Annotated in this window: 24 protein-coding genes, 1 tRNA gene and 1 pseudogene; 19 read left to right on the forward strand and 7 right to left on the reverse strand. The window is 70.8% G+C overall.

What is annotated here, in order from left to right:
• Positions 1–352: 352 nt before the first annotated feature.
• A complete protein-coding gene (locus ACLWS4_RS33810) occupies positions 353–1,189 on the reverse strand; it encodes a protein phosphatase 2C domain-containing protein (protein ID WP_416876119.1) in 837 nt (278 codons plus the stop codon).
• Between the two features lies 1 nt (position 1,190).
• Positions 1,191–2,027, reverse strand: coding sequence for a sigma-70 family RNA polymerase sigma factor (locus ACLWS4_RS33815; protein WP_416876120.1), 837 nt, complete (start codon positions 2,025–2,027; stop codon positions 1,191–1,193).
• Between the two features lie 223 nt (positions 2,028–2,250).
• Here ACLWS4_RS33815 and ACLWS4_RS33820 point away from each other — a divergent pair, with 223 nt between their 5' ends.
• The 15 genes from ACLWS4_RS33820 (at position 2,251) to ACLWS4_RS33890 (ending at position 10,297) form a co-directional block, all read left to right on the forward strand.
• Positions 2,251–2,604, forward strand: a complete 354-nt coding sequence (locus tag ACLWS4_RS33820) for a hypothetical protein (protein ID WP_416876121.1) — start codon at positions 2,251–2,253, stop codon at positions 2,602–2,604.
• Positions 2,605–2,609: 5 nt separating this feature from the next.
• The gene (locus tag ACLWS4_RS33825) at positions 2,610–4,004 is read left to right on the forward strand and encodes an FtsK/SpoIIIE domain-containing protein (RefSeq protein ID WP_416876122.1); all 1,395 of its coding nucleotides are present in this window, start codon (positions 2,610–2,612) and stop codon (positions 4,002–4,004) included.
• 82 nt (positions 4,005–4,086) lie between these two features.
• Complete coding sequence (locus ACLWS4_RS33830; protein WP_416876123.1) at positions 4,087–4,296, forward strand: hypothetical protein; 210 nt, start codon at positions 4,087–4,089, stop codon at positions 4,294–4,296.
• A 5-nt stretch (positions 4,297–4,301) separates the two neighbouring features.
• Complete coding sequence (locus tag ACLWS4_RS33835) at positions 4,302–4,484, forward strand: hypothetical protein (RefSeq protein WP_416876124.1); 183 nt, start codon at positions 4,302–4,304, stop codon at positions 4,482–4,484.
• Positions 4,481–4,645 carry a hypothetical protein gene (locus ACLWS4_RS33840; protein ID WP_416876125.1) on the forward strand — a complete coding sequence of 55 codons (165 nt, stop codon included), beginning with the start codon at positions 4,481–4,483 and terminating at the stop codon, positions 4,643–4,645. The genes ACLWS4_RS33835 and ACLWS4_RS33840 overlap by 4 nt, the downstream gene beginning before the upstream one ends.
• Positions 4,646–4,710: 65 nt before the next feature.
• Positions 4,711–4,923, forward strand: coding sequence for a hypothetical protein (locus ACLWS4_RS33845; protein WP_416876126.1), 213 nt, complete (start codon positions 4,711–4,713; stop codon positions 4,921–4,923).
• Between the two features lie 11 nt (positions 4,924–4,934).
• On the forward strand, positions 4,935–5,639 hold the full coding sequence (locus ACLWS4_RS33850; protein WP_416876127.1) for a DUF2637 domain-containing protein: 705 nt from the start codon (positions 4,935–4,937) through the stop codon (positions 5,637–5,639).
• Positions 5,640–5,651: 12 nt separating this feature from the next.
• A complete protein-coding gene (locus ACLWS4_RS33855; protein ID WP_416876128.1) occupies positions 5,652–5,846 on the forward strand; it encodes a hypothetical protein in 195 nt (64 codons plus the stop codon).
• Between the two features lie 23 nt (positions 5,847–5,869).
• Entirely contained in the window at positions 5,870–6,400 is a 531-nt protein-coding gene (locus ACLWS4_RS33860; RefSeq protein WP_416876129.1) for a hypothetical protein, read from the forward strand.
• A gap of 85 nt (positions 6,401–6,485) precedes the next feature.
• Positions 6,486–7,034, forward strand: a complete 549-nt coding sequence (locus tag ACLWS4_RS33865; RefSeq protein ID WP_416876130.1) for a GGDEF domain-containing protein — start codon at positions 6,486–6,488, stop codon at positions 7,032–7,034.
• Between the two features lie 101 nt (positions 7,035–7,135).
• Complete coding sequence (locus tag ACLWS4_RS33870) at positions 7,136–7,321, forward strand: hypothetical protein (RefSeq protein WP_416876131.1); 186 nt, start codon at positions 7,136–7,138, stop codon at positions 7,319–7,321.
• A 3-nt stretch (positions 7,322–7,324) separates the two neighbouring features.
• Complete coding sequence (locus ACLWS4_RS33875; RefSeq protein ID WP_416876132.1) at positions 7,325–7,492, forward strand: hypothetical protein; 168 nt, start codon at positions 7,325–7,327, stop codon at positions 7,490–7,492.
• Between the two features lie 64 nt (positions 7,493–7,556).
• Positions 7,557–8,972 (forward strand): replication initiator protein RepSA, encoded by a 1,416-nt coding sequence (gene repSA, locus ACLWS4_RS33880; RefSeq protein WP_416876133.1) that lies wholly within the window; start codon positions 7,557–7,559, stop codon positions 8,970–8,972.
• Positions 8,957–9,169, forward strand: coding sequence for an excisionase family DNA-binding protein (locus ACLWS4_RS33885; protein ID WP_416876134.1), 213 nt, complete (start codon positions 8,957–8,959; stop codon positions 9,167–9,169). The genes repSA and ACLWS4_RS33885 overlap by 16 nt, the downstream gene beginning before the upstream one ends.
• Positions 9,170–10,297, forward strand: coding sequence for a tyrosine-type recombinase/integrase (locus tag ACLWS4_RS33890; RefSeq protein WP_416876135.1), 1,128 nt, complete (start codon positions 9,170–9,172; stop codon positions 10,295–10,297).
• A gap of 80 nt (positions 10,298–10,377) precedes the next feature.
• Here ACLWS4_RS33890 and ACLWS4_RS33895 read toward each other — a convergent pair.
• Positions 10,378–10,451, reverse strand: a tRNA-Gly gene (locus ACLWS4_RS33895).
• A 276-nt stretch (positions 10,452–10,727) separates the two neighbouring features.
• Here ACLWS4_RS33895 and ACLWS4_RS33900 point away from each other — a divergent pair.
• Entirely contained in the window at positions 10,728–10,949 is a 222-nt protein-coding gene (locus tag ACLWS4_RS33900; protein WP_074001850.1) for a hypothetical protein, read from the forward strand.
• Between the two features lie 71 nt (positions 10,950–11,020).
• Positions 11,021–11,596, forward strand: a complete 576-nt coding sequence (gene dcd / locus ACLWS4_RS33905) for a dCTP deaminase (protein WP_049651628.1) — start codon at positions 11,021–11,023, stop codon at positions 11,594–11,596.
• Positions 11,597–11,691: 95 nt separating this feature from the next.
• Here dcd and ACLWS4_RS33910 read toward each other — a convergent pair whose 3' ends face one another.
• The 4 genes and pseudogenes from ACLWS4_RS33910 to ACLWS4_RS33925 form a co-directional block, all read right to left on the reverse strand.
• The gene (locus ACLWS4_RS33910) at positions 11,692–12,582 is read right to left on the reverse strand and encodes a metal-dependent hydrolase (RefSeq protein WP_416876136.1); all 891 of its coding nucleotides are present in this window, start codon (positions 12,580–12,582) and stop codon (positions 11,692–11,694) included.
• Between the two features lie 124 nt (positions 12,583–12,706).
• Positions 12,707–13,771 carry a Yip1 family protein gene (locus tag ACLWS4_RS33915; protein WP_074001852.1) on the reverse strand — a complete coding sequence of 355 codons (1,065 nt, stop codon included), beginning with the start codon at positions 13,769–13,771 and terminating at the stop codon, positions 12,707–12,709.
• Between the two features lie 186 nt (positions 13,772–13,957).
• Positions 13,958–15,031 (reverse strand): annotated as a pseudogene (locus ACLWS4_RS33920) (sugar phosphate nucleotidyltransferase); the annotation flags it as partial.
• Positions 15,032–15,373: 342 nt separating this feature from the next.
• Positions 15,374–17,599 (reverse strand): (Fe-S)-binding protein, encoded by a 2,226-nt coding sequence (locus ACLWS4_RS33925; RefSeq protein ID WP_375875070.1) that lies wholly within the window; start codon positions 17,597–17,599, stop codon positions 15,374–15,376.
• 308 nt (positions 17,600–17,907) lie between these two features.
• Between ACLWS4_RS33925 and dnaK the strand changes: the two genes are divergently transcribed.
• The gene (dnaK, locus tag ACLWS4_RS33930) at positions 17,908–19,749 is read left to right on the forward strand and encodes a molecular chaperone DnaK (RefSeq protein ID WP_074001854.1); all 1,842 of its coding nucleotides are present in this window, start codon (positions 17,908–17,910) and stop codon (positions 19,747–19,749) included.
• Positions 19,746–20,363: a nucleotide exchange factor GrpE gene (gene grpE / locus ACLWS4_RS33935; protein ID WP_049650422.1), complete on the forward strand. Its 618-nt coding sequence runs from the start codon at positions 19,746–19,748 to the stop codon at positions 20,361–20,363. Before dnaK ends, grpE begins: the two co-directional genes overlap by 4 nt.
• The last annotated feature ends 108 nt before the right edge of the window (positions 20,364–20,471 follow it).

Consider the following 20,471-nt stretch of genomic DNA (forward strand, 5'->3'; position numbering starts at 1 on the left):
TTTGGCCGAGTGGCCCCCCGTTCTTGCTCGACTCGGGTCCCGAGCCTGGGAGGTGGGTAAAACCGTGGAGCCGCCCGCCCTCAGCCACGGCAGGCTCTAACCTCGGTATCCCTCCCAGCCGCACGCTCGACGTGCGCGGCTGGCCGCCGCCGACGTGGGGCGCAGACAGGAGCGGCGGCGTGCGGCAGGCCGCGCGCTGGCGCGCTGTGCGCACCCTTGAACCAGTAGCGAAACTCGTAACAGTCATCTTCTGACCCCACTCCCTCACACCCTCCCTCCAGCTACCTACCCCCATCCCCCACGCCGCTCGCCTGGGCCTGCACAGCACTGGCGCTCACGCCCTGAGGATCACTCACCGCTTGCCCAGCAAGCCTTCCGGCTCGCGCTGCATGAGCACCACCGTCGCATCGTCATGGCACTTCGAGCGGGGCCAGCGTCGCCTTTGCGGGTCTGAGCGTTCGAGCTCCCGCGTGTGGTGGATGACCCCGTGCGGGCCACTCACCTCCAGTCGGCTCATGAGGTCGGGCCAGCCCATGACCCCGAAGTCGTCAACGGCCCGGGCTGCACCATCTGTCAGAACTGCCGCGGCTCGGACGCTGGGCAACGGGACCTCCCCGGTCAGGCTCTGTTCGGCAGCACCGGCTTCAGTGGCAGCAACCCAGTAGCCAGCCGCGGTGTTCATCAGCTGCCTCTGGGCGTGAGCCAGAGCCATCCGCCTCTCGGCTTCGGTTAGGTGCTCCAACTCTGCTGCCATGTCGGCTCGCTGCCGGTCAGTGACCGCCGATACCCGGTGATCCGAAATCGCGTCGATCCCCTTGGGCAGGCTGAGCACGACGGTCGAGTCCGCCAATACCAACCACTCGAAGGCACCACCGCGGGCTCTCGCGATGGCCACCGTGGACGTCGGCGTCATCGGGTTGCCCAAGTCGCACGTCTTCGCGTGCAGTCGAGCCGTGGAGTCGATCGCGTCCGCGAGGCACTCGGTCAGCGCCGCCGGCCGTTCGGTCGCGTGCTTGAAGATGCTCACACCAAGGGTTTGCACGAACCACGGCACGCCGTGAGTACAGCCGGTGTTCATGCTGCTGGGCAGCCCAGCTCCGTCGAGGAGAACAACGGTCTCGGGGCTGGCGACCACGAAGTCCTCGTTGATCCGGCCCGGGTTCGGGGCTGTCGCGACCGAGACCAGCACGTCAGGCTGCCTCGTGGCGAAGCACACCGGTCAGCGCCCGGCTAGCGAGCACGCGCTTGGTGCCGGCTTCGTAGTCGCAGCCGATGACCATGGAGAACGGTTGGTCTCCGATCTCGCCGTACAGCTCGGCAACGTGGGTCGACAGGTAGTGCGCGACCCCGAGCGATCCCACTGCATGCACACCGGCGACCAACAGGAAGAAGCCGGCGCCGTCCGGCCGCGGCAACCGCCCGAGGTAGGCCGCGTCTGAAAGCCGGGGGCCCTCCGGGTCATCGGTCGGCGAAGTGATCGCCTGTCCGCTCTCCCGGTCGATCAGTGCCCACCTGCCGTCTTCGAGTGTCTCGAACGACAGCCGGGGGTCGGCAGCCAGAGCAGCCGCGGTGACGGGAGACGTCTTCGGCCCGCACACAACGACCAAGCCATCTCGGTTCAGGTCGATGGCTCCCGTGGTGGGGATGTACTCAAGCTCGCCGTCGAGCTGGAGCCGGTGCGCAAGGTTGATCAACTGCTGCCCGGTGGCGCTGTCTTCGACTGCTACGTACTCGCGCTCTCCCGGCCGCTGCGGCACTGCGACGCTCACCCGGTCCGTGCCGAGGAACGCACGCTCGGCCGGCGGCCCCGCGTCCTTCAGTTGGGCCACGCGCGCGCGACTGACCCCCATGAGCTTCGCGACCTCCGCCATGGACAGGCCGCTCTGCCGGAGCCAGGCGATGCTCTCCTTCCGCATCCGGGAGGTCTCGATCACGGCGGCTTGCAGCTCTTCCATCAGCTCCACGGAAGCCTTGACCCGGACGCGATGGTCCTTGATGGCCGCTACGCGCCGAACCTCATCGATCATGGCGCGGCACCTCCCAACCGACGTGCGGAGCAAGTCTCATGACACCAATGGTAAGGGGGGCTTGACACTGCGGCCAGGCGGGTCCAATCTAGTGGTAAGCCCCCCTTAACACGCGGAGGGCGCGACCCCTGGTGGTAACCCCCCCTTAGCGGGGAGCTGCCGAACACGCCGCCACCTTTCCCAGCCGCCCCTACGGGCCGCTGAAGATGAAGGAGCCCAGCTCATGCGCTTCATCCCCGTCGACACGACCGCCGCGCTGGTGATGGTCGCCCAAGCGCCCCGCCCGAAGCTCAAGGACCGCCGCACCGGCGAGATGGCGATGGACGCCGAGACCGGCGCGCCGCTGGTCACCCTGGACGTCACGTTCGTCGCCAATGGCGAGGCGGACATCCTGTCCCTCACCGTGCCGCAGCCGGGTATCCCGGACGGGCTGGCGCCCGGCGTGCTGGTCACCCTCACCCGGCTGATCGCCCGGCCGTGGGAGAACGAGTTCAACGGCCAGAAGCGCTCCGGGATCGCCTTCCGAGCCGACGCCGTGACGGTCACCGCCCCGGTCCTCGCCGGCGCGAACGCCTGATCGCCGTGGACACCCTGACCACGACGCTCCTGGAGCTGAGCGTCCCGGCGGCCACGGTCGGTATCGGCGCGTTCTACGCCAAGGCCAAGATGCCCCGGACCTACTGGGCGACCATCGGCCTGCCGCTGACCGTCCACCGCATCCGACACGACTTCGACAACGTCATGGAAGCCTGCGGGCTGACTGTGGAGCCCACGTTCTGGCGTGCCATGTCCTCATCCGGCACCGACCAGCCGGCCAAGCCCGCGATGCCGGTAATCCGTGGCGTGCAGCCGAGTTCGACCGGCCTGCGGATTCGACTCCGTCTCGCCCGGGGCCAGCAGACGACGGACCTGGTCGACGCGGCTGAGCGGCTACGGCACGCCTGGGAGGTCCACGCGGTGCACGTCTCGGAGGTCAAGCCCGGGGTGGTGGATCTCCAAATCGTCGGCTTCAACGTGCTGCGGAACGTGCGCATGCCGCACCGGGCCGGCACCAAGTCTCGTGAGCTGCTGCGGATTCCGGTCGCTCTGCGGGCCGACGGCACCGTTCACCACCGGGACTTCCGGCAGGCACCGAACGGGCTGAACCTCGGTGCCAACCAGTCCGGCAAGTCGATGTTCACCCGCAACCTGATCCACGGCCTCGCTCCGCAACCGGTCGCCCTGGTCGGAATCGACTGCAAGCGCGGCGTGGAACAGCGCCCGTTCGCGCCCAGGCTGTCCGCTCTGGCCACTGACCAGGGCGAAGCGCTCGGGTTGCTGCTCGCGCTGCTGGTCGAGATGGACGACCGGTACGACCTCATCCGCGACCACCAGGGCGTTCCCGGGTCGGTGGCGGCCGAGGATCTGACCGCCGACATCTGGGGCCTGACGGAGAAGATCCGTCCGGTGCCCATCGTCGTCCTGGTGGACGAGATCGCGGAGCTGTTCCTGGCGGCCAGCAAGGCCGATGAGGAGCGCCGGAACCAGATCGTCACCGCGCTCATCCGGCTCGCCCAACTCGCCCGCGCCGCCGGCATCTTCCTGGAGATCGCCGGTCAACGGTTCGGCTCGGAGCTGGGCAAGGGCGCGACTCTGCTCCGTTCCCAGCTCACCAGCCGCACCGTTCACCGGGTCAACGACCTGGAGACCGCGAAGATGGGCCTCGGGGACGTCTCCGACGCCGCCGTCGCCGCATCCACCAAGATCAGCCCGGACATGCCCGGTATGGCCGTCGCCGGCGACACCTCCGGCCAGTGGTCCGAGATCCGCACTCCGCACCGCTCACTCGCCGAAGTCGCCAAGCGCTGTGCCGAGTTCGCGCACCTCACGCCCGACGTGGCCCGTTTGGCGGCCTTCCGCCCGCCGGCTGCCAGCCCGGTGATCCCGCCGATGCCCTCGACGCCGCCGAACCTGGCGCCGATCTCGCTGGGCAAGTAGCGGCCCCTCCCCCAACGGCCGGCGCGGCCTCTTCGCGCCAAGTCCCTACCCCGCCATGCCTTGCTCAGGAGGAGATCCGCCCGTGTCCCGCAAGCCGTCCATCGCCGAGATCGGCGCCTTCCTCGGCCACCTCAAGGCCACCCGCGACAACGACGACAACGGCCCGCTGCTCGCCGAGAAGGCGGACCTGCTGGAGCGCATCGCCGAGGCCAACCCGGACGACCGCGACGCCGCCCAGCTCGCCCGCGAGGCCCGTGCCGCTGCCGACCGCGCCCAGCGCAACCGCCGGTGACCCCGGTGGCCACCCGCAAGCGCACCGCGCCGCCGAAGCCCGTGGCCTGCCAGCCCTGCAAGGGCACCGGCCAGATCACCGAGACCGTCTACGCCGGCCGGGGTACCCGCCGCCGCCGGATCGCCGAGCAGGAAGCCACGTGCCTCGACTGCCTCGGTACCGGCACCGCTCCGGAGGCATCGCCGTGATCGCAATCCGCATGACCTGCGACACCAACGACGTCCCGTTCATCGTCGCCGACCTCTGCCGGATGTGGCACGTGCACGACGTCAAGGAGAGCCACGCCGAGAACCCCGGCCAGCGCCACCTCGACCTCACCGTGACGCGTCGACAGAAGACCACCAAGTAGCGACAGCTAACCGGACCGGGCGGCCGACCGCTCACCGCCCGGCCCGCGATCCCCTGGAGTCACCAATGCAGCAGGACACCTACTTCTGCATCCTTACGATGCAGCAGACCGTGCGCGGCATGTCCGCCATCGGGACCTTCGCAAACACGATCAAGCCGACACCGCAGATGACCCGCGCGGACATCTACGAGAAGGCGATCAGCGTGCTGACGCGGCAGCAGCCGGAGTTGGCGGGCGGCGTCGTCCTCTTCTTCTCCATCGACAAGAACCAGCTCTGACGGGGCACGCAATGCGCCGACTCCCCAAGCTGGACGCCGTACTCGCACAGGCGGTGATCGCCGCCGCGCTCTCCTTCGCCCACCTCCACGACCTCGCCGAAGCCGCCGGACAGGCCGGATGGAAGTCCTGGGCCTACCCGGTCTCCGTCGACCTCCTGCTCGTCGCCGCCTGGCGCCGGATGCGCTCCGGCACCGCCCGCCGGCTCGCCTGGTGCTGGTTCGTCATCGCTCTGGCGGCTTCGCTCGGCGCCAACGTCGGCACCGCCGGGCTCCTCGACCTCGGTGATGCCCCGGCCTGGCTCCGCGTCCTGGTCGCCGGCTGGCCCGCCGCCGCCTTCCTCGGCGGAACCCTGCTCGCCCACTCGACCACCGCGACCGCGACCGCGACCGCCGAGGAAACCCCGGTCGCGGAACTCGAATCGGACGACACCGAGACCGAGGATGCTCAGCCGCTCTACGTCCCGGTCGCTGAGCCGACACCCGTCGAACCGCCCGTGACTGTCCCGGCGATCGAGCCGGCTCCCACATCGGCGCCGACCACAGTTCCCGAACCGGCTCCGGCGCCGGCCGTCCCGGCCTTCCTCCTCGACCACGCCCGCAAGGTCGCCGACGACCACCGCGCCCGCACCGGCAACCCGATCGACGCCGCCGCGCTCCGCGCCGTCCTCGGCGTCAAGGACCCGCTCGCCTCGGCCCTCGTCGCCGAACTTGTCTGAAAGGCCCGCCTGGTGCACATCCAGCTGCCGTTCATCGTCGTCCTCGCGATCGTCGCGTGGCTCATCGTCCGGCACCTCCGGCTGCGCTGGTGGGTGGTCGCCGCCTTCGTCCTCCTCGGCTTCTACCTCGCTGGCACCTCCGCCGCCCCGCTGATCGACAACACCACCCGCGACGGCGTGTCCGTCGTCAACAAGACCAACAAGTAGCAAGCAGGAAAGGAGAATTGATGATGAAGACCATCGTTCGCCTGCCGCCCCTGGTCACCGTGGACGGCTCCGGTCTCGTCGCCGAGATCGAGGCGTACTTGGCCTCGCTGCCCGCCCCGGCCCGCATCGCCGTCCCGTACGTCTCGCCGCTCGGCTCCACGATCCAGCCCTGGAACGCCGGCTACCCGGTGCCCCGGCTCACGCTCCTCGACCGGCTCACCCACCGCCCGGCCCGCCCGGTGCCGGTGAGCGCCGCCGGCCACCTCCAGCTCACCTCCCGCTACATCGACGCCTTCGGCTGGGTCCAGGGCGCCATGTGGGACTCCGCCGGCCGCGTCTGCCTCCTCGGCGCCCAGGCCGCCGTCCTCGCCCACGGCTACGGCACCCCGGCCACCGTCACCACCGCCCGGGTCCAGCTCATGGAGATCCTGCACGCCACCGGCCGCCCCGTGAGCTCCCCGGACGAGTACAACGACCGCCCCACCACCCGCCGGGCCGACATTCACCACCTGCTCGACCAGGCCGCCGGCCGCGCCCAGCGCCTCGGCCTCTGACCTTCCCGGGACGGCCAACACGCCGCCAGCATCCCGCCGCCCCGGAGATCGCAACCCCAACCACCCCCATCACGAAGGACCGCACATGGACGTGCCCACGATCCTTGCCGCCGGTGTACCGCTGATCGGATGGACCACCCACGGCACCTGGCTGAACCGGCGCCTCGCCACCGCCCGCCGTGACCCGCTCACCGGGCTCCACACCCGCGACGGCTTCACCGCCCGGGCCCATCGGCTGACCCAGCGCGGTCCGGACCGCGTCTCGGTGCTGCTGGTCGACCTGGACGACTTCAAGGCCACCAACGACACCTACGGCCACGCCGCCGGCGACGCTGTGCTCGCCGCGACCGCCGCCCGTCTGTCCGCCTGGTGCGGCCGTCCCGGTATCGCTGCCCGCCTCGGCGGGGACGAGTTCGCCGTCGTCGCCGTCGACGCCCCTGCGCGCCTGCCCGAACTGCGCGCGGCCCTCAACCAGCCGGTCCCGTACGCCGGCCTCACGCTCCCGGCTTCCGCATCGGTGGGCATCTGCCCCGTCGCCGAGCTGCCGGTCGTCTCGCTCACGGACGCGCTCGCCTCCGCCGACCGGGACATGTACGCGCACAAGCGCGACGGCCGTACCTCCCGCCGCCGCTGATTCGAAGACCGGCCCCGGGGCGGCAACACGCCGCCAAGCATCCCGCCGCCCCGAGGCCGCAACCCCTTCCCGAACCGAAGCCCACGAAGGAGAGCTCCATCATGCCGCAGCACAACCACGCCCCGAACCGGATCTGCCCGAACTGCTCCGGCTTCGCCGCCGTCACCATCGCCACCGGCGTCCGCCTGCGCGACGGCTCCCGCGCCACCGTCCCGGTGAACTGCCCCACCTGCGAGGGCACCGGCGCCGTCGCCCGCCCGCTGGCCACCACCGCCAAGGCGGCCTGACCAATGGCCCTCCTCGACTGGCGCGACTCCAAACACTGGGCCCCGAAGCCCGCCCCCTGCGGCATCTGCGACAAGCCCACCAACCTGCGCTCCGACCGTGGCAAGCCCGTCCACAAGGTCTGCGCCGAGGAGTGGACCGACCGCCACCAGAAGCCCGCCGACCAGTCCTGAGCCGCTCCGCCCCGGAGCCGCTCGACCGCCCGGCTCCGGGGCTCTCTCCCGCAGGAGATACCCCGTGCTTCACCAACTCCCGGACCGGCTGGCCCTCGCCGACCTCGCCCGACTCGCCACCCGGGGGGACCTTCCCCGCCTCCACGACCAGCTCCGCCGTACCGGTGGCTGTTCCAACCCGATGCACCTCAAGGGCTTCCGCACCCTCACCCACGCCCCGACAGGCGCCGTCTGGCACCGCTACTCCACCGACCACGAACCCGGTGGGCGCCTCAAGGTCGCCTGCGGCAACCGCCGGGCCTCCCGCTGCCCCTCCTGCGCCCGGACCTACTCGGCGGACACCTTCCACCTGATCCGCGCCGGACTCGCCGGAGACACCACCAAGAACGTCCCGACCACGGTCCGCTCCCACCCCCGCGTCTTCGCCACGCTCACCGCCCCCAGCTTCGGCCCGGTCCACAACCGGCCCGACAAGGGCACCTGCCGCTGCGGCCACATTCACCCTGCCGGCTCGCCGCTGCTCGGCACGCCGCTCGACCCGGAGCACTACGAGTACGGGCACGCGGTGCTTTGGAACAATCACGCCCCCGACCTGTGGCGCCGCTTCACGATCTACCTGTTCCGGGCCATGGCGAAGATGACCGGGCTGTACCAGTACGAGTTCAAGGAGCAGGCGAAGATCTCGTTCGGCAAGGTCGCCGAGTACCAGCGCCGGGGCGCCGTCCACTTCCACGCCGTCATCCGCATCGACGGCCCCGGCGGACCCGACACGCCCCCACCAGCGTGGGCCACGGTCGCCCTGCTGGACGCCGCGATCCGCGCCGCCGCCCGCCGCGCCGGTCTCCCTGTCGCCGCCGGGGGCGACCAGCCCGCCCGCGTCCTGGAGTGGGGCACGCAGGTGGACGTGCGGCCGATCGGCGCCTTCGCCGGCGGGGAGATCACGGAGCGGGCCGTCGCCTCCTACATCGCCAAGTACGCCACCAAGTCCGCCGAGACCACCGAGACCGTGGACCGCCGCATCCTGGAGCGCCACGAACTCGACCGGCATGATCTGCCCACCCACACCCGCCGCCTGATCGAAGCCTGCTGGGACCTCGATCAGCACTACCCCGGCCGCCTGCTGGCGCACTGGTCGCACATGCTCGGCTTCCGGGGCCACTTCTCCAGCAAGTCCCCGACCTACTCGACCACGCTCGGCGCCCTCCGCCAGGTTCGCGCCGACTACCGCGCCGACCAGGCCCGCGCCGAGCTGAGGGAACGGCTCCTCGCCGCCGGCCTCCCCGACCTGGACGACCTGCCCGACGCCGAGACCGTGGTCGTCACCCACTGGGCCTTCGCCGGCGCCGGGAACTCCCCGGGCGAGTCCATGCTCGCCGCCACCATCGCCCGGGACCTGCACGAACGCCACACCACCGACCGACAGGAGATGCGCGCACAACTCGCGCGAGAAGAGGGGGAATCAGCATGGGCCACTTGCTGACGATCAAGGAGGTCGCCGAACTTCTCGGCACCTGGGAGACCAGCGGGGAGCGGTTCCCCCGGCGCCTGGTCGCCGAGCGCCGGATCGCCTTCGTCAAGGTCGGCCGTCACGTGCGCATCACGGAAGCGGCCCTGTCCGAGTACGTGACCGCCAACACCGTGCAGCCCCGGTCCCGTCGACTGCGGGCGGTGGCCTAAGTGGCAAGCAAGCGACGGCAGTTCGGCCGGATCCGCAAGCTCCCTTCCGGCCGCTTCCAGGCCCGGTACCTCGACCCGACCGGCATGCTTCGGCCGGCGCCCGAGACCTTCGAGACCAAGACCGACGCGGATGACTGGCTGGCCGAGATGCAGACCAGCATCCGCAAGAAGGACTGGCGCGACCCCGACGCCGGAGCGGTCAACTTCGGCAAGTACGCCGACGCGTGGATCACCGAGCGGGGCCTGATGGAGACCACCCTTGAGCTGTACCGCCGGCTACTGCGGCTGCACCTCCAGCCGACCTTCGGCGACCTTGACCTGGACGAGATCACGCCGCCGCTCGTCCGCGCCTGGCGGGCCGAACTCCGGGCCACCGGCAAGCACACCACGGCCGCGAAGGCATACCGCCTGCTCAAGTCCGTGATGGCCACCGCGACCGATGACGAGCTGATCCGCCGGAACCCGTGCCGGATCAAGGGCGCGGGCAAGGAGTCGGCCGAGGAACGCGGGGTCGCCAGCATCGAGAAGGTCTATGAGCTGGCCGAGTTCGTGGGGCTGCGCTGGCGCGCCATGGTCCTGCTCGCCGCCTTCACGACGCTCCGCCCAGAGGAGCTGGCCGAACTGCGACGCAAGGACATCGACCTCGTGGCCGGGACGGTCCGCGTCCGGCTGGCCGCCCCTGAACTCAACACCGGCCGACGGGCGCTCGGCGATACGAAGTCCGAAGCGGGCAAGCGGATCGTGACCATCCCGGCCGCCGTCCTGCCAGATGTCCGGCTGCACCTGGAGCTGTTCGCCGAGAAGGGGGATGAAGGGCTGCTGTTCGTCGGCGAGAAGGGCGCCCCGTTCCGCCGGACCACCTTCGGGCGAATCTGGCGAAAGGCACGCGCCAAGGCGGGCATGCCGGGCTTCCGCTTCTACGACCTCCGGCACACCGGCAACAACCTCGCCGCCGCCACCGGGGCCAGCCTCAAGGAGCTGATGGCCCGCATGGGGCACGCCTCCGTCCGGGCCGCACTGATCTACCAACACGCGACCAGCGAGCGGGACAAGAAGATCGCGGACGGCATGGACACCGCGATCAACGATGCTCTCGGTCGGGGCACGACACCGCCCGGCAACTCGTAGAGGCACGCGGGGGGCACGGAAGCCCAGAAACGCAAAAGGCCCAGCTCGGGGATCATGTCCCTGAGCTGGGCTTTTACTGCTGGAGCGGGCGACGAGAATCGAACTCGCGCTCTAAGCTTGGGAAGCTCATGTTCTACCATTAAACTACGCCCGCCTGATGAGCCGTCAGAGACCGCTCGATCCAGTGTCACTGTACCCCATTCGCACCGGTGGTTGCACAGGGGGTCGGTGGACGTGGCGGAGCCGGGTGGGGCGGGTGCGGAGGCGTACTGTGTGGGCCGCGCGCGAGTGCTCCGGTGGGTGGGGGCCGAGGCGGCGAGCCATGGTGAGGAATGTCCGGAACATCCCCTAATGTGACGCTGTCCCGGGGCTCGGCCGTCGGGGCGAGTGCGTACGGGTGAGTACTGGGTTAGGGATGGGAAGGGGATCGATGGAGCAGCGCGCCGTCGTTCGTTGTGCCGAGGGGCACCTGTTCAGCACCACCACGTTCCCGATGCAGAACCTCGGTCCTGGCCGGCTCGGGCCCGGACGGTTGATCCGCTGCCCGCAGTGCGGACGGATGCGGAGTTCGGTGCTGGCCGACGTGCGGGAGCTGTCGGAGCCGCAACTGGCGCGGGCGATGCGGTTGGAGGCCGCGGAGTTCCTGGCCTGACGGTCGCGGAGGGACGGAACGGGCCCCGGGCGGATTCGTCCGGGGCCCTGTCGTGCACGTAACCTCGAAGCGTGCTGCTCTCTGACAAGGACATCCGGACCGAAATCGACCTGGGTCGGGTCGTCGTCGACCCGTTCGACCCGGCGATGATCCAGCCGTCGAGTATCGACGTGCGCCTCGACCGCTTCTTCCGCGTGTTCGAGAACCACAAGTACCCGCACATCGACCCCTCCGAGGAGCAGCCGGACCTGACCCGGCTGGTCGAGCCGGAGGGCGACGAGGCGTTCATCCTGCACCCCGGCGAGTTCGTGCTGGCCTCGACGTACGAGGTCATCACGCTGCCCGACGACGTCGCGTCCCGGCTGGAGGGCAAGTCGAGCCTGGGCCGGCTGGGCCTGCTCACCCACTCCACGGCCGGCTTCATCGACCCCGGTTTCAGCGGCCACGTGACCCTGGAGCTGTCGAACGTCGCGACGCTGCCGATCAAGCTCTACCCGGGCATGAAGATCGGGCAGCTGTGCCTGTTCCGGCTCTCCTCGCCCTCGGAGCACCCGTACGGCTCGGAGCGCTACGGCTCGCGCTACCAGGGCCAGCGCGGCCCGACGCCGTCCCGCTCGTACCTGAACTTCCACCGCAGCGACGTCTGAGCACAGGACCCGCAGGACCCGCGGGCCCCACGGAGCGCACGCACGACGGGCGGCCTGACCCCTCACCCGAGGGATCAGGCCGCCCGCGGCGTTTCTCAGGCCCGCTTCGGGCTGGTGACGGCGACCAGCTCGGTGCCGTCCTCGGACAGCCGCAGCTCGGTGCGCAGCTCGGCCAGCTCGCCGAGGTGGTGCAGGTGGGTGCCGCCGCAGAAGATCTGCGCGCCGCCCTCGGGCAGCTCGCAGTGCCACTGGCGGCGGGCGGTGAGCTCGGGGCCGGGCACCTCGATGCGGACCGGGGCGTCGGCGGCGACCCAGGCGGCCAGCCGGGCGTTGACGGCCTCGGTGAGGGCCGGCAGGGCGTCGGCGAGGGCCGGGAACTCCTCGGTGGCGTCCACCGTGAAGCCCTTCTTCTTCAGCGACTTGCCGAGCCGGTAGGTGTCGGTGCTGGCCGCGGTGTCCATCACCGAGCTCGCCATGGCGAGGCTGTCGAAGTCCGGGTGGCCGAAGGCGTCCGAGCGGCCCGGGTCCTTGCGCCAGCGCGGGGCGAGCGCGGCGTTCAGGGCGAGGGCGAGCAGGTGGCAGCCGCTGTGCGAGGCGCTGAGGGCGCCCCGGCGGTCGGCGTCGACGGCGAGCGTGGCGGTGCGGCCGACGAGGTCCCCCGGGTCGCCGTCGACGACGTGCAGGACCAGCCAGGACCACTCCTCGTCACCGCGCCGGACCGGGATGTCGGCGCCGACCAGCGGCTCCCCGCCCTCCGGGCCGACGGCGCCGGTCAGGCAGTCGACCACGGCCAGCTCGGTGCCGTCGACGGTCAGGGTGCCGAGGTCGGCCGGCTGGTCGGGCCAGGTGTGGTCGAGCGGGTGGAACGGGGTCGCCGCGGTGACGACGGCGTACCGGCCGTCGGCCAGCGGGTGCACCGCGAGCACCGGGGACTCGCCGGTCACCGCCCCGGCCGGGAAGCTGACGTGGGTGGTGGGGAGGGTCATTCCTGGCTCCGGTGAAGGTGGGACGACGAGGGTGGGGCGGGCCCGGCGCTCGGCCGCGGCCCGCCCCCATTCTGCCCTTCGCCCGTCGGAGCCCTCGGCCCGGCGTCGCTCCGCCCGGTGCGGCTCAGCCCAGCGTCGGCAGCTTGATCAGCACCAGCAGCGCCACCAGCTGTATCGCCGAGGCGGCCGCGGCCTTGCCCCAGGGCAGGTCGTGCAGCCGCCGGACCATGCTGGTCAGCAGGTACGCGCAGAGCATCCAGGTGGCCCAGCCGACGACCTGGACGACGGCGCTGCCGGAGGGCAGCACCAGGTCGAGCAGCAACCGGGGCGCGTCGGTGAGCCAGCCGATCAGCGCGGCCAGGCCGACGGTCGCCTTCCACGGGCCGTCGCCGCCCAGCTGGCGGGCCATCGCGTAGGTGACCCCGCCGAAGAGCGCGCCGGCCACGGTGAAGCCGATGGCGGCGGCGAGGATGCCGGTCAGCGCCACGGTGAAGGTCGAGTTGACGATGTCGTCGTGGGTGAGCCCGATGCCGAGCACCGCGAGCGCGCCGTACAGCAGCGAGACGGTGAGGGCGGGCAGCCAGACCTGGTGGTCGCGGGTGCGGTCGAAGACCGCGGTCGGGCTGCGGAACAGGCCGGTGAACAGTTCGCGCCAGTGCGGTCGGGGCCCGGCGACGTGCGGGGCGGACTGGCCGCCGGCCCGGTAGACGGCGACGTTGTCCTGGCCGTACGGCTGCTGGTCGTAGCCCTGCTCGGCGCCGTAGCCCTGGTCGGGGCCGTAGCCCTGCTCGGGGCCGTAGGGCGGCTGCTGCCCGTGGCCGTCGTCGTAGTAGCCGTGCTCCTGGCCGGGGTGCCCCTGGTACGGCGGCTGTCCCTGGTACGGACCGCCGGCCGCGTACGGGTCGCCGACGGGGAAGGCCCGGGTGCTGCCGGGCCGGTCCGCCGCGTACGGGTCGTACCCGTCCCCCGCCGTCTGCCCGGGACCGCCGGGCGTGCCGGGACCACCGGGCGTGCCCGGACCGCCGGGCGCGCCGCCGGGCCCGCCGGGCGTCGCCGCGTGCGGGGCCGTGAAGTACTCCGGCCCGTCCGTCCCCCCGTGCCCCCCGGGCGCGGACGGCGGCGGAGGGGCCGACCACCCGCCGCGCGGACGGTCCGCGCCCTGACCGTTGTCGTATCGATTACCAGCCACGGTCCGAAGGTACCCGTCCGGCCCGGCCCGCGGCGGCCCCGGACGAAGCCGGGGCCGGTTTGCAGCGAGGCTGAGACGAACGGGGCCGAAAACCCGCGGGGCGCGGGGTGGCTACCGCTGTGCGCCGACCGACGGCCCGTGCACCGCCGCGGCCGCGCTGGTGCCGGCCGGGCAGCCGCCCGGGCCGGCCGAGGTGCGGACGGCGCCGACCGGCAGCAGGGTGCCGCAGGCGATCCGGATGCCGTTCGGCAGCTCGTTGTCCGACTCCACGATCGCGCCGTCGCCGATCACCGCGCCGTCCAGCGCCGAGCGGTCGCCGACGGTGGCGAAGGCGCCCACGATCGAGTCCTTGACCAGGGTGTCCGGGCCGATCACCGCGCCGGGCAGGATCACGCTGCCCTCGACGATCGCGCCGGCCTCGACCACCGCGTCCTCGGCGACCACGGTGCCGCCGCTGAGCACCGCGCCCGGGTGGACGGTGGCGCCGGGCAGCAGCAGGGCGTCGCCGGTCGGGCCGGGGACGGCCGGGGAGTCGACCTTGCCGAGCACCAGGTCGGCCGAGCCGCGGACGAAGGCCGCCGGGGTGCCCAGGTCCAGCCAGTACGAGGTGTCGACGACGCCGCGCAGCAGCGCGCCGGTGGCCAGCAGTTCGGGGAAGGTCTCGCGCTCGACGGACACCTCGCGGCCGGTCGGGATGCGGTCGATCACGGACCGGGTGAAGACGTAGCAGCCGGCGTTGATCTGGTCGGTGACGATCTGCTCCGGGGTCTCCGGCTTCTCCAGGAACTCCAGCACCCGCCCGTCCTCGTCGGTCGGGACGAGGCCGAAGGCCCGCGGGTCCTCGACCCGGGTCAGGTGCAGGGTGACGTCGGCCCCGGCGGCCACGTGGCCGTCGCGCAGGGCGGCGATGTCGACGCCGGAGAGGATGTCGCCGTTGAAGACCAGGACCGGTTCGTCCGGGCCGCAGGTCAGGCCGGAGGCGGCGTTGCGGATCGCCCCGCCGGTGCCCAGCGGCTCGCGCTCGGTCAGGTAGACGAGCTCGATGCCGTACGGGGTGCCGTCCTGGAAGTGGTCCTCGAACACCTCGGCCAGGTACGAGGTGGCCAGCACGACGCGGGTGACGCCGGCGGCGGCCGCGCGGGCCAACTGGTGCGCGATGAACGGGACGCCTGCCACCGGCAGCATCGGCTTGGGGGTGTGGGTGGTCAGCGGACGCAGTCGCGTGCCCTTACCACCGACCAGCATGATCGCCTCGGTCATGGTCTGCGCTGTTCCCCTTGTGGTCTCTGCGGCCCGGCCCGGCGGGCCGACACCTCGTCGTCGGTCTGGACCCGGCCGTCCGGCCGGCGCGGGTCGCCACCCGCCCGGGGCTTCCGTCCGGAACGGGTCGACCGGCACGAAGCCGGTCCGGGCCTACTGTATTTGCTTCCGACCGAATGCCCGTCCGGCGCCTGTGCGATTGCCGTCACCCCCCGTACGCCCGCCGTACCGGGGCGGGCCGTCCGGAGCGACCGAAAGCCCGGCCCGGCGGGCGCGTTCGCGGCGTCCACCGGGCCGGGCAGTTGTAGCAGAACTGTCGAACAGCGGGCTCGTCGGCGCCGGTCAGGCGTCCACCGTCGCGGGCTGCTCCTCGTCCCCGGTCGGCGGGAGGGCCTTCACCGAGTCGAGCAGCAGCTGGGCCACGTCGACCACCTTCAGGTGCTCCTTGGCCGCGCCCTCGTTCTTCTTGCCGTTGACCGAGTCGGAGAGCATCACCAGGCAGAACGGGCAGGCGGTGGAGACGATGTCCGGGTCGAGCGACAGCGCCTCGTCCACGCGCTCGGTGTTGATCCGCTTGCCGATGCGCTCCTCCATCCACATCCGGGCACCGCCGGCGCCGCAGCAGAAGCCGCGCTCCTTGTGCCGGTGCATCTCCTGCTGGCGCAGACCGGGGACCTTGTCCATGATCTCGCGCGGCGGGCTGTAGACCTTGTTGTGGCGACCCAGGTAGCAGGGGTCGTGGTAGGTGATCAGGCCCTCGACCGGGTTGACCGGGATCAGCTTGCCCTCGTCGATGAGGTGCTGCAGCAGCTGGGTGTGGTGGATGACCTCGAAGTGGCCGCCCAGCTGCGGGTACTCGTTGGCGATGGTGTTGAAGCAGTGCGGGCAGGTGGCCACGATCCGCTTGACCGGGGCGTCCTCCAGGGCCGCGTTCAGGGTCTCCACGTTCTGCGCGCCGAGCATCTGGAACAGGAACTCGTTGCCCAGGCGGCGGGCGGAGTCACCGGTGCAGGACTCCTCCTTGCCGAGGATCGCGAACTTCACGCCCGCGGTGTGCAGCAGCTCGGCGAAGGCCTTGGTGGTCTTCTTGGCGCGGTCCTCCAGGGCGCCGGCGCAGCCGACCCAGTAGAGGTACTCGACCTCGGCGGGGTCGATGTCCTCACCGATCACCGGCACCTCGATGCCGGTCTCCTTCTTGAGCTCCTTGACCCAGTCCAGGCGGGCCTTGGTGGCCATGCCCCACGGGTTGCCCTTGTTCTCCAGGTTCTTGAGCATCGTCCCGGCCTCGGTCGGGAACGAGGACTCGATCATCACCTGGTAGCGGCGCATGTCGACGATGTGGTCGATGTGCTCGATGTCCACCGGGCACTGCTCGACGCAGGCGCCGCAGGTGGTGCAGGACCACAGCACGTCCGGGTCGATGACGCCGTTCTCCTCGGCGGTGCCGATCAGCGGGCGCTCGGCCTCGGCCAGGGCGGCCGCCGGGACGTCCTTGAGCTGCTCGGAGGTGGCCCGCTCCTCGCCCTCCATGTCCTTGCCGCCGCCGGCCAGCAGGTACGGCGCCTTGCCGTAGGCGTGCTCGCGCAGGCTCATGATCAGCAGCTTCGGCGAGAGCGGCTTGCCGGTGTTCCAGGCCGGGCACTGCGACTGGCAGCGGCCGCACTCGGTGCAGGTGGAGAAGTCGAGGATGCCCTTCCAGGAGAAGTGCTCGACCTGGGAGACGCCGAAGACGGCGTCCTCGGCCGGGTCCTCGAAGTCGATCGGCTGGCCGCCCGAGGTCATCGGACGGAGGGCGCCGAGCGCGGTGCCGCCGTCCTCCTCGCGCTTGAAGTAGATGTTGAAGAAGCCGAGGAAGCGGTGCCAGGCCACGCCCATCGAGGGGTTGAGGCCGATGGTGGTCGCCCACGCGAACGAGATGCAGATCTTCAGCATCGCGAACAGGTAGATCAGGTTCTCCAGCGTGCCGTGCGACAGGCCGCCCAGCGCGGAGACCAGCGGGTACGAGACCAGGTGCTCCGGCCCGTACGAGTCGACGCCGTTGAGGGCGCCCTCCAGGCCGCGCAGCATCAGGATGCACAGGCCGATGCCGAGGATCGTGTACTCGACGTAGAAGGCCTGCCAGGCGATCGAGCCGGCGAACCGGGACTTGCGGCCGGACCGGGACGGCAGGCTCATCAGCCGGATCACGATCAGGACGGCGATGCCCAGCGTGGTCAGGGTGCCGACCAGCTCGACGAAGAGCTGCCAGATCATCCAGTGGCCGATGATCGGCAGCGCGAAGTCGGCGTCGAAGAGCTGGCCGAAGGCGTTGACGATGGTCAGCACCAGGCTGAAGAAGCCGACCGCCACGAACCAGTGGGCGATGCCGACGATCCCCCAGCGGTTCATCCTGGTGTGGCCGACGAACTCGGTCGCGACGGTCTTCACCCGCTGGGCGGGCTGCCCGAAGCGGGTGGAGTCCGGCGCACCGGTGCGGACCACCTTGTAGATGTACAGCGCCGCACGGGCGGCGAGCGCGGTGCCGATCACGAATGTGACCAGCGAGATGACGATCGCTGCTAGCTGCATCGGCTCTCCGTCTCCTGCGGCTTTGCGGTTGAGCAGGCTCTGCGTTACACGGTCTTGGGAACTGAGTGTACTGGTCGGTAACTTGCCGGGCCGACGGCCCGGACATTACCGGTGACCGACCGTCGTCCAGAAGATTCCCAAGCTATGGCGGCAGTCACGTGGCCGCACCCCCGCCCCGGCGTGGCGCGCCCACTCCGCCCCGCCGCTCAGCAAAGTTGAGCGAGCGGCGCTCATAGCTGTTGACTCCGTCCACCGGGTCGTGCATCCTTGAGCCTGTAAAGCTCAACTCTTCCGTGGAGGTATCTACGATGGCACGCGCGGTCGGCATCGACCTCGGTACGACGAACTCGGTCGTCAGCGTTCTGGAGGGTGGCGAGCCCACCGTCATCACGAACGCCGAGGGCGCTCGGACCACGCCGTCCGTCGTCGCCTTCGCCAAGAACGGCGAGGTCCTCGTCGGCGAGGTGGCCAAGCGCCAGGCGGTCACCAACGTCGACCGCACCATCCGCTCGGTCAAGCGCCACATGGGCACCGGGTGGAAGATCAACATCGATGGCAAGGACTTCAACCCCCAGCAGATCTCGGCCTTCGTGCTGCAGAAGCTGAAGCGGGACGCCGAGGCGTACCTGGGCGAGACGGTCACCGACGCCGTCATCACCGTCCCGGCGTACTTCAACGACTCGGAGCGCCAGGCCACCAAGGAGGCCGGCGAGATCGCGGGCCTGAACGTCCTGCGCATCGTCAACGAGCCGACCGCGGCCGCCCTGGCGTACGGCCTGGACAAGGACGACCAGACCATCCTGGTCTTCGACCTCGGCGGCGGCACCTTCGACGTCTCCCTGCTGGAGATCGGCGACGGGGTCGTCGAGGTGAAGGCCACCAACGGTGACAACCACCTCGGTGGCGACGACTGGGACCAGCGCGTCGTCGACCACCTGGTCAAGGTCTTCCAGGGCGGCCACGGCGTCGACCTGTCCAAGGACAAGATGGCCCTCCAGCGTCTGCGCGAGGCCGCCGAGAAGGCCAAGATCGAGCTGTCCTCGTCCTCCGAGACCTCGATCAACCTGCCGTACATCACGGCCTCCGCCGAGGGCCCGCTGCACCTGGACGAGAAGCTCACCCGCGCCCAGTTCCAGCAGCTGACCGCGGACCTGCTGGAGCGCTGCAAGGTCCCGTTCCACAACGTCATCAAGGACGCCGGCATCTCGCTGTCCGAGATCGACCACGTCGTCCTCGTCGGCGGCTCGACCCGCATGCCGGCCGTCGCCGAACTCGTCAAGGAGCTGACCGGCGGCCAGGACGCCAACAAGGGCGTCAACCCGGACGAGGTCGTCGCCATCGGCGCCGCGCTCCAGGCCGGTGTCCTGAAGGGCGAGGTCAAGGACGTCCTGCTGCTCGACGTCACCCCGCTGTCCCTCGGCATCGAGACCAAGGGCGGCATCATGACCAAGCTGATCGAGCGCAACACCACGATCCCGACCAAGCGCTCCGAGATCTTCACCACGGCCGAGGACAACCAGCCGTCCGTGCAGATCCAGGTCTACCAGGGCGAGCGCGAGATCGCGGCGTACAACAAGAAGCTCGGCATGTTCGAGCTGACCGGCCTGCCGCCGGCGCCGCGCGGCCTGCCGCAGATCGAGGTCACCTTCGACATCGACGCCAACGGCATCATGCACGTCGGCGCCAAGGACCTCGGCACCGGCAAGGAGCAGAAGATGACCGTCACCGGCGGCTCCTCGCTGCCGAAGGACGAGGTCGACCGCATGCGCCGCGAGGCCGAGCAGTACGCCGAGGACGACCACAAGCGCCGCGAGGCCGTCGAGACGCGCAACTCCGCCGAGCAGCTCGTCTACTCGACCGAGAAGTTCATCGCCGACAACGCCGACAAGCTGCCGGGCGACGTCAAGACCGAGGTCGAGACCGCCATCGGCGAGCTCAAGGAGGCCCTGAAGGGCGAGGACATCGCGAAGATCCGCGAGGCCTCGGAGAAGGTCTCCACCACCGCGCAGAAGCTCGGCCAGGCGCTGTACGCCAACGCCGACGCCACCGCCGGTGCCGCCCCCTCCGGTGACTCCGCCCAGGCCAAGGACGACGACGTCGTCGACGCCGAGATCGTGGACGACGAGAAGCCCAAGGGCGGTGCGGCATGACGGACAAGCCGCAGGGCGGCAAGCCCGGCGACGACTCCGCCGCCGAAGAGGCCGTGATCAAGGCTGCCGAGGAGGCCGCCGCGGCCGGCAGCGGGGAGTCCGGTTCGGAGGGTCTCGCCGCCGCCAAGCGCGAGCTCGCCGAGCGCACCGGTGACCTGCAGCGCCTCCAGGCCGAGTACCAGAACTACCGCAAGCGGGTCGAGCGCGACCGGCTGACCGTCCGCGAGATCGCCGTCTCCAACATCCTGGAGTCGCTGATCCCGGTCCTGGACGACATCGGCCGCGCCCGCGAGCACGGCGAGGTCACCGGCGGCTTCAAGTCCGTCGCCGAGTCGCTGGAGACGGTCGTCGCCAAGCTGGGCCTGCAGCAGTTCGGCAAGGAGGGCGAGCCCTTCGACCCGACCATGCACGAGGCGCTGATGCACAGCTACTCCTCGGACGTCACCGAGGACACCTGTGTCCAGGTCCTCCAGCCCGGCTACCGCATCGGCGAGCGGATCATCCGCCCGGCGATGGTGGCCGTCGCCGAGCCCCAGCCCGGCAGCCAGGCGTCCACGGACGCCGAGGCCAAGTCCGCCGACGCGGACAAGTCCGACGGTGGCTCGGACAGCTGACAACCTGTGACGGGTGACAACCAGTGCGCTGCGGAGTCGTACGCCGGCCAGTACGGCGGCCGGCTCCGCAGCGCGCTGTCAGCAGTCGTGCTCGCAGCCGCTGTTGAC

Source organism: Kitasatospora sp. SC0581 (assembly GCF_048159585.1).
Taxonomy (GTDB): domain Bacteria; phylum Actinomycetota; class Actinomycetes; order Streptomycetales; family Streptomycetaceae; genus Kitasatospora.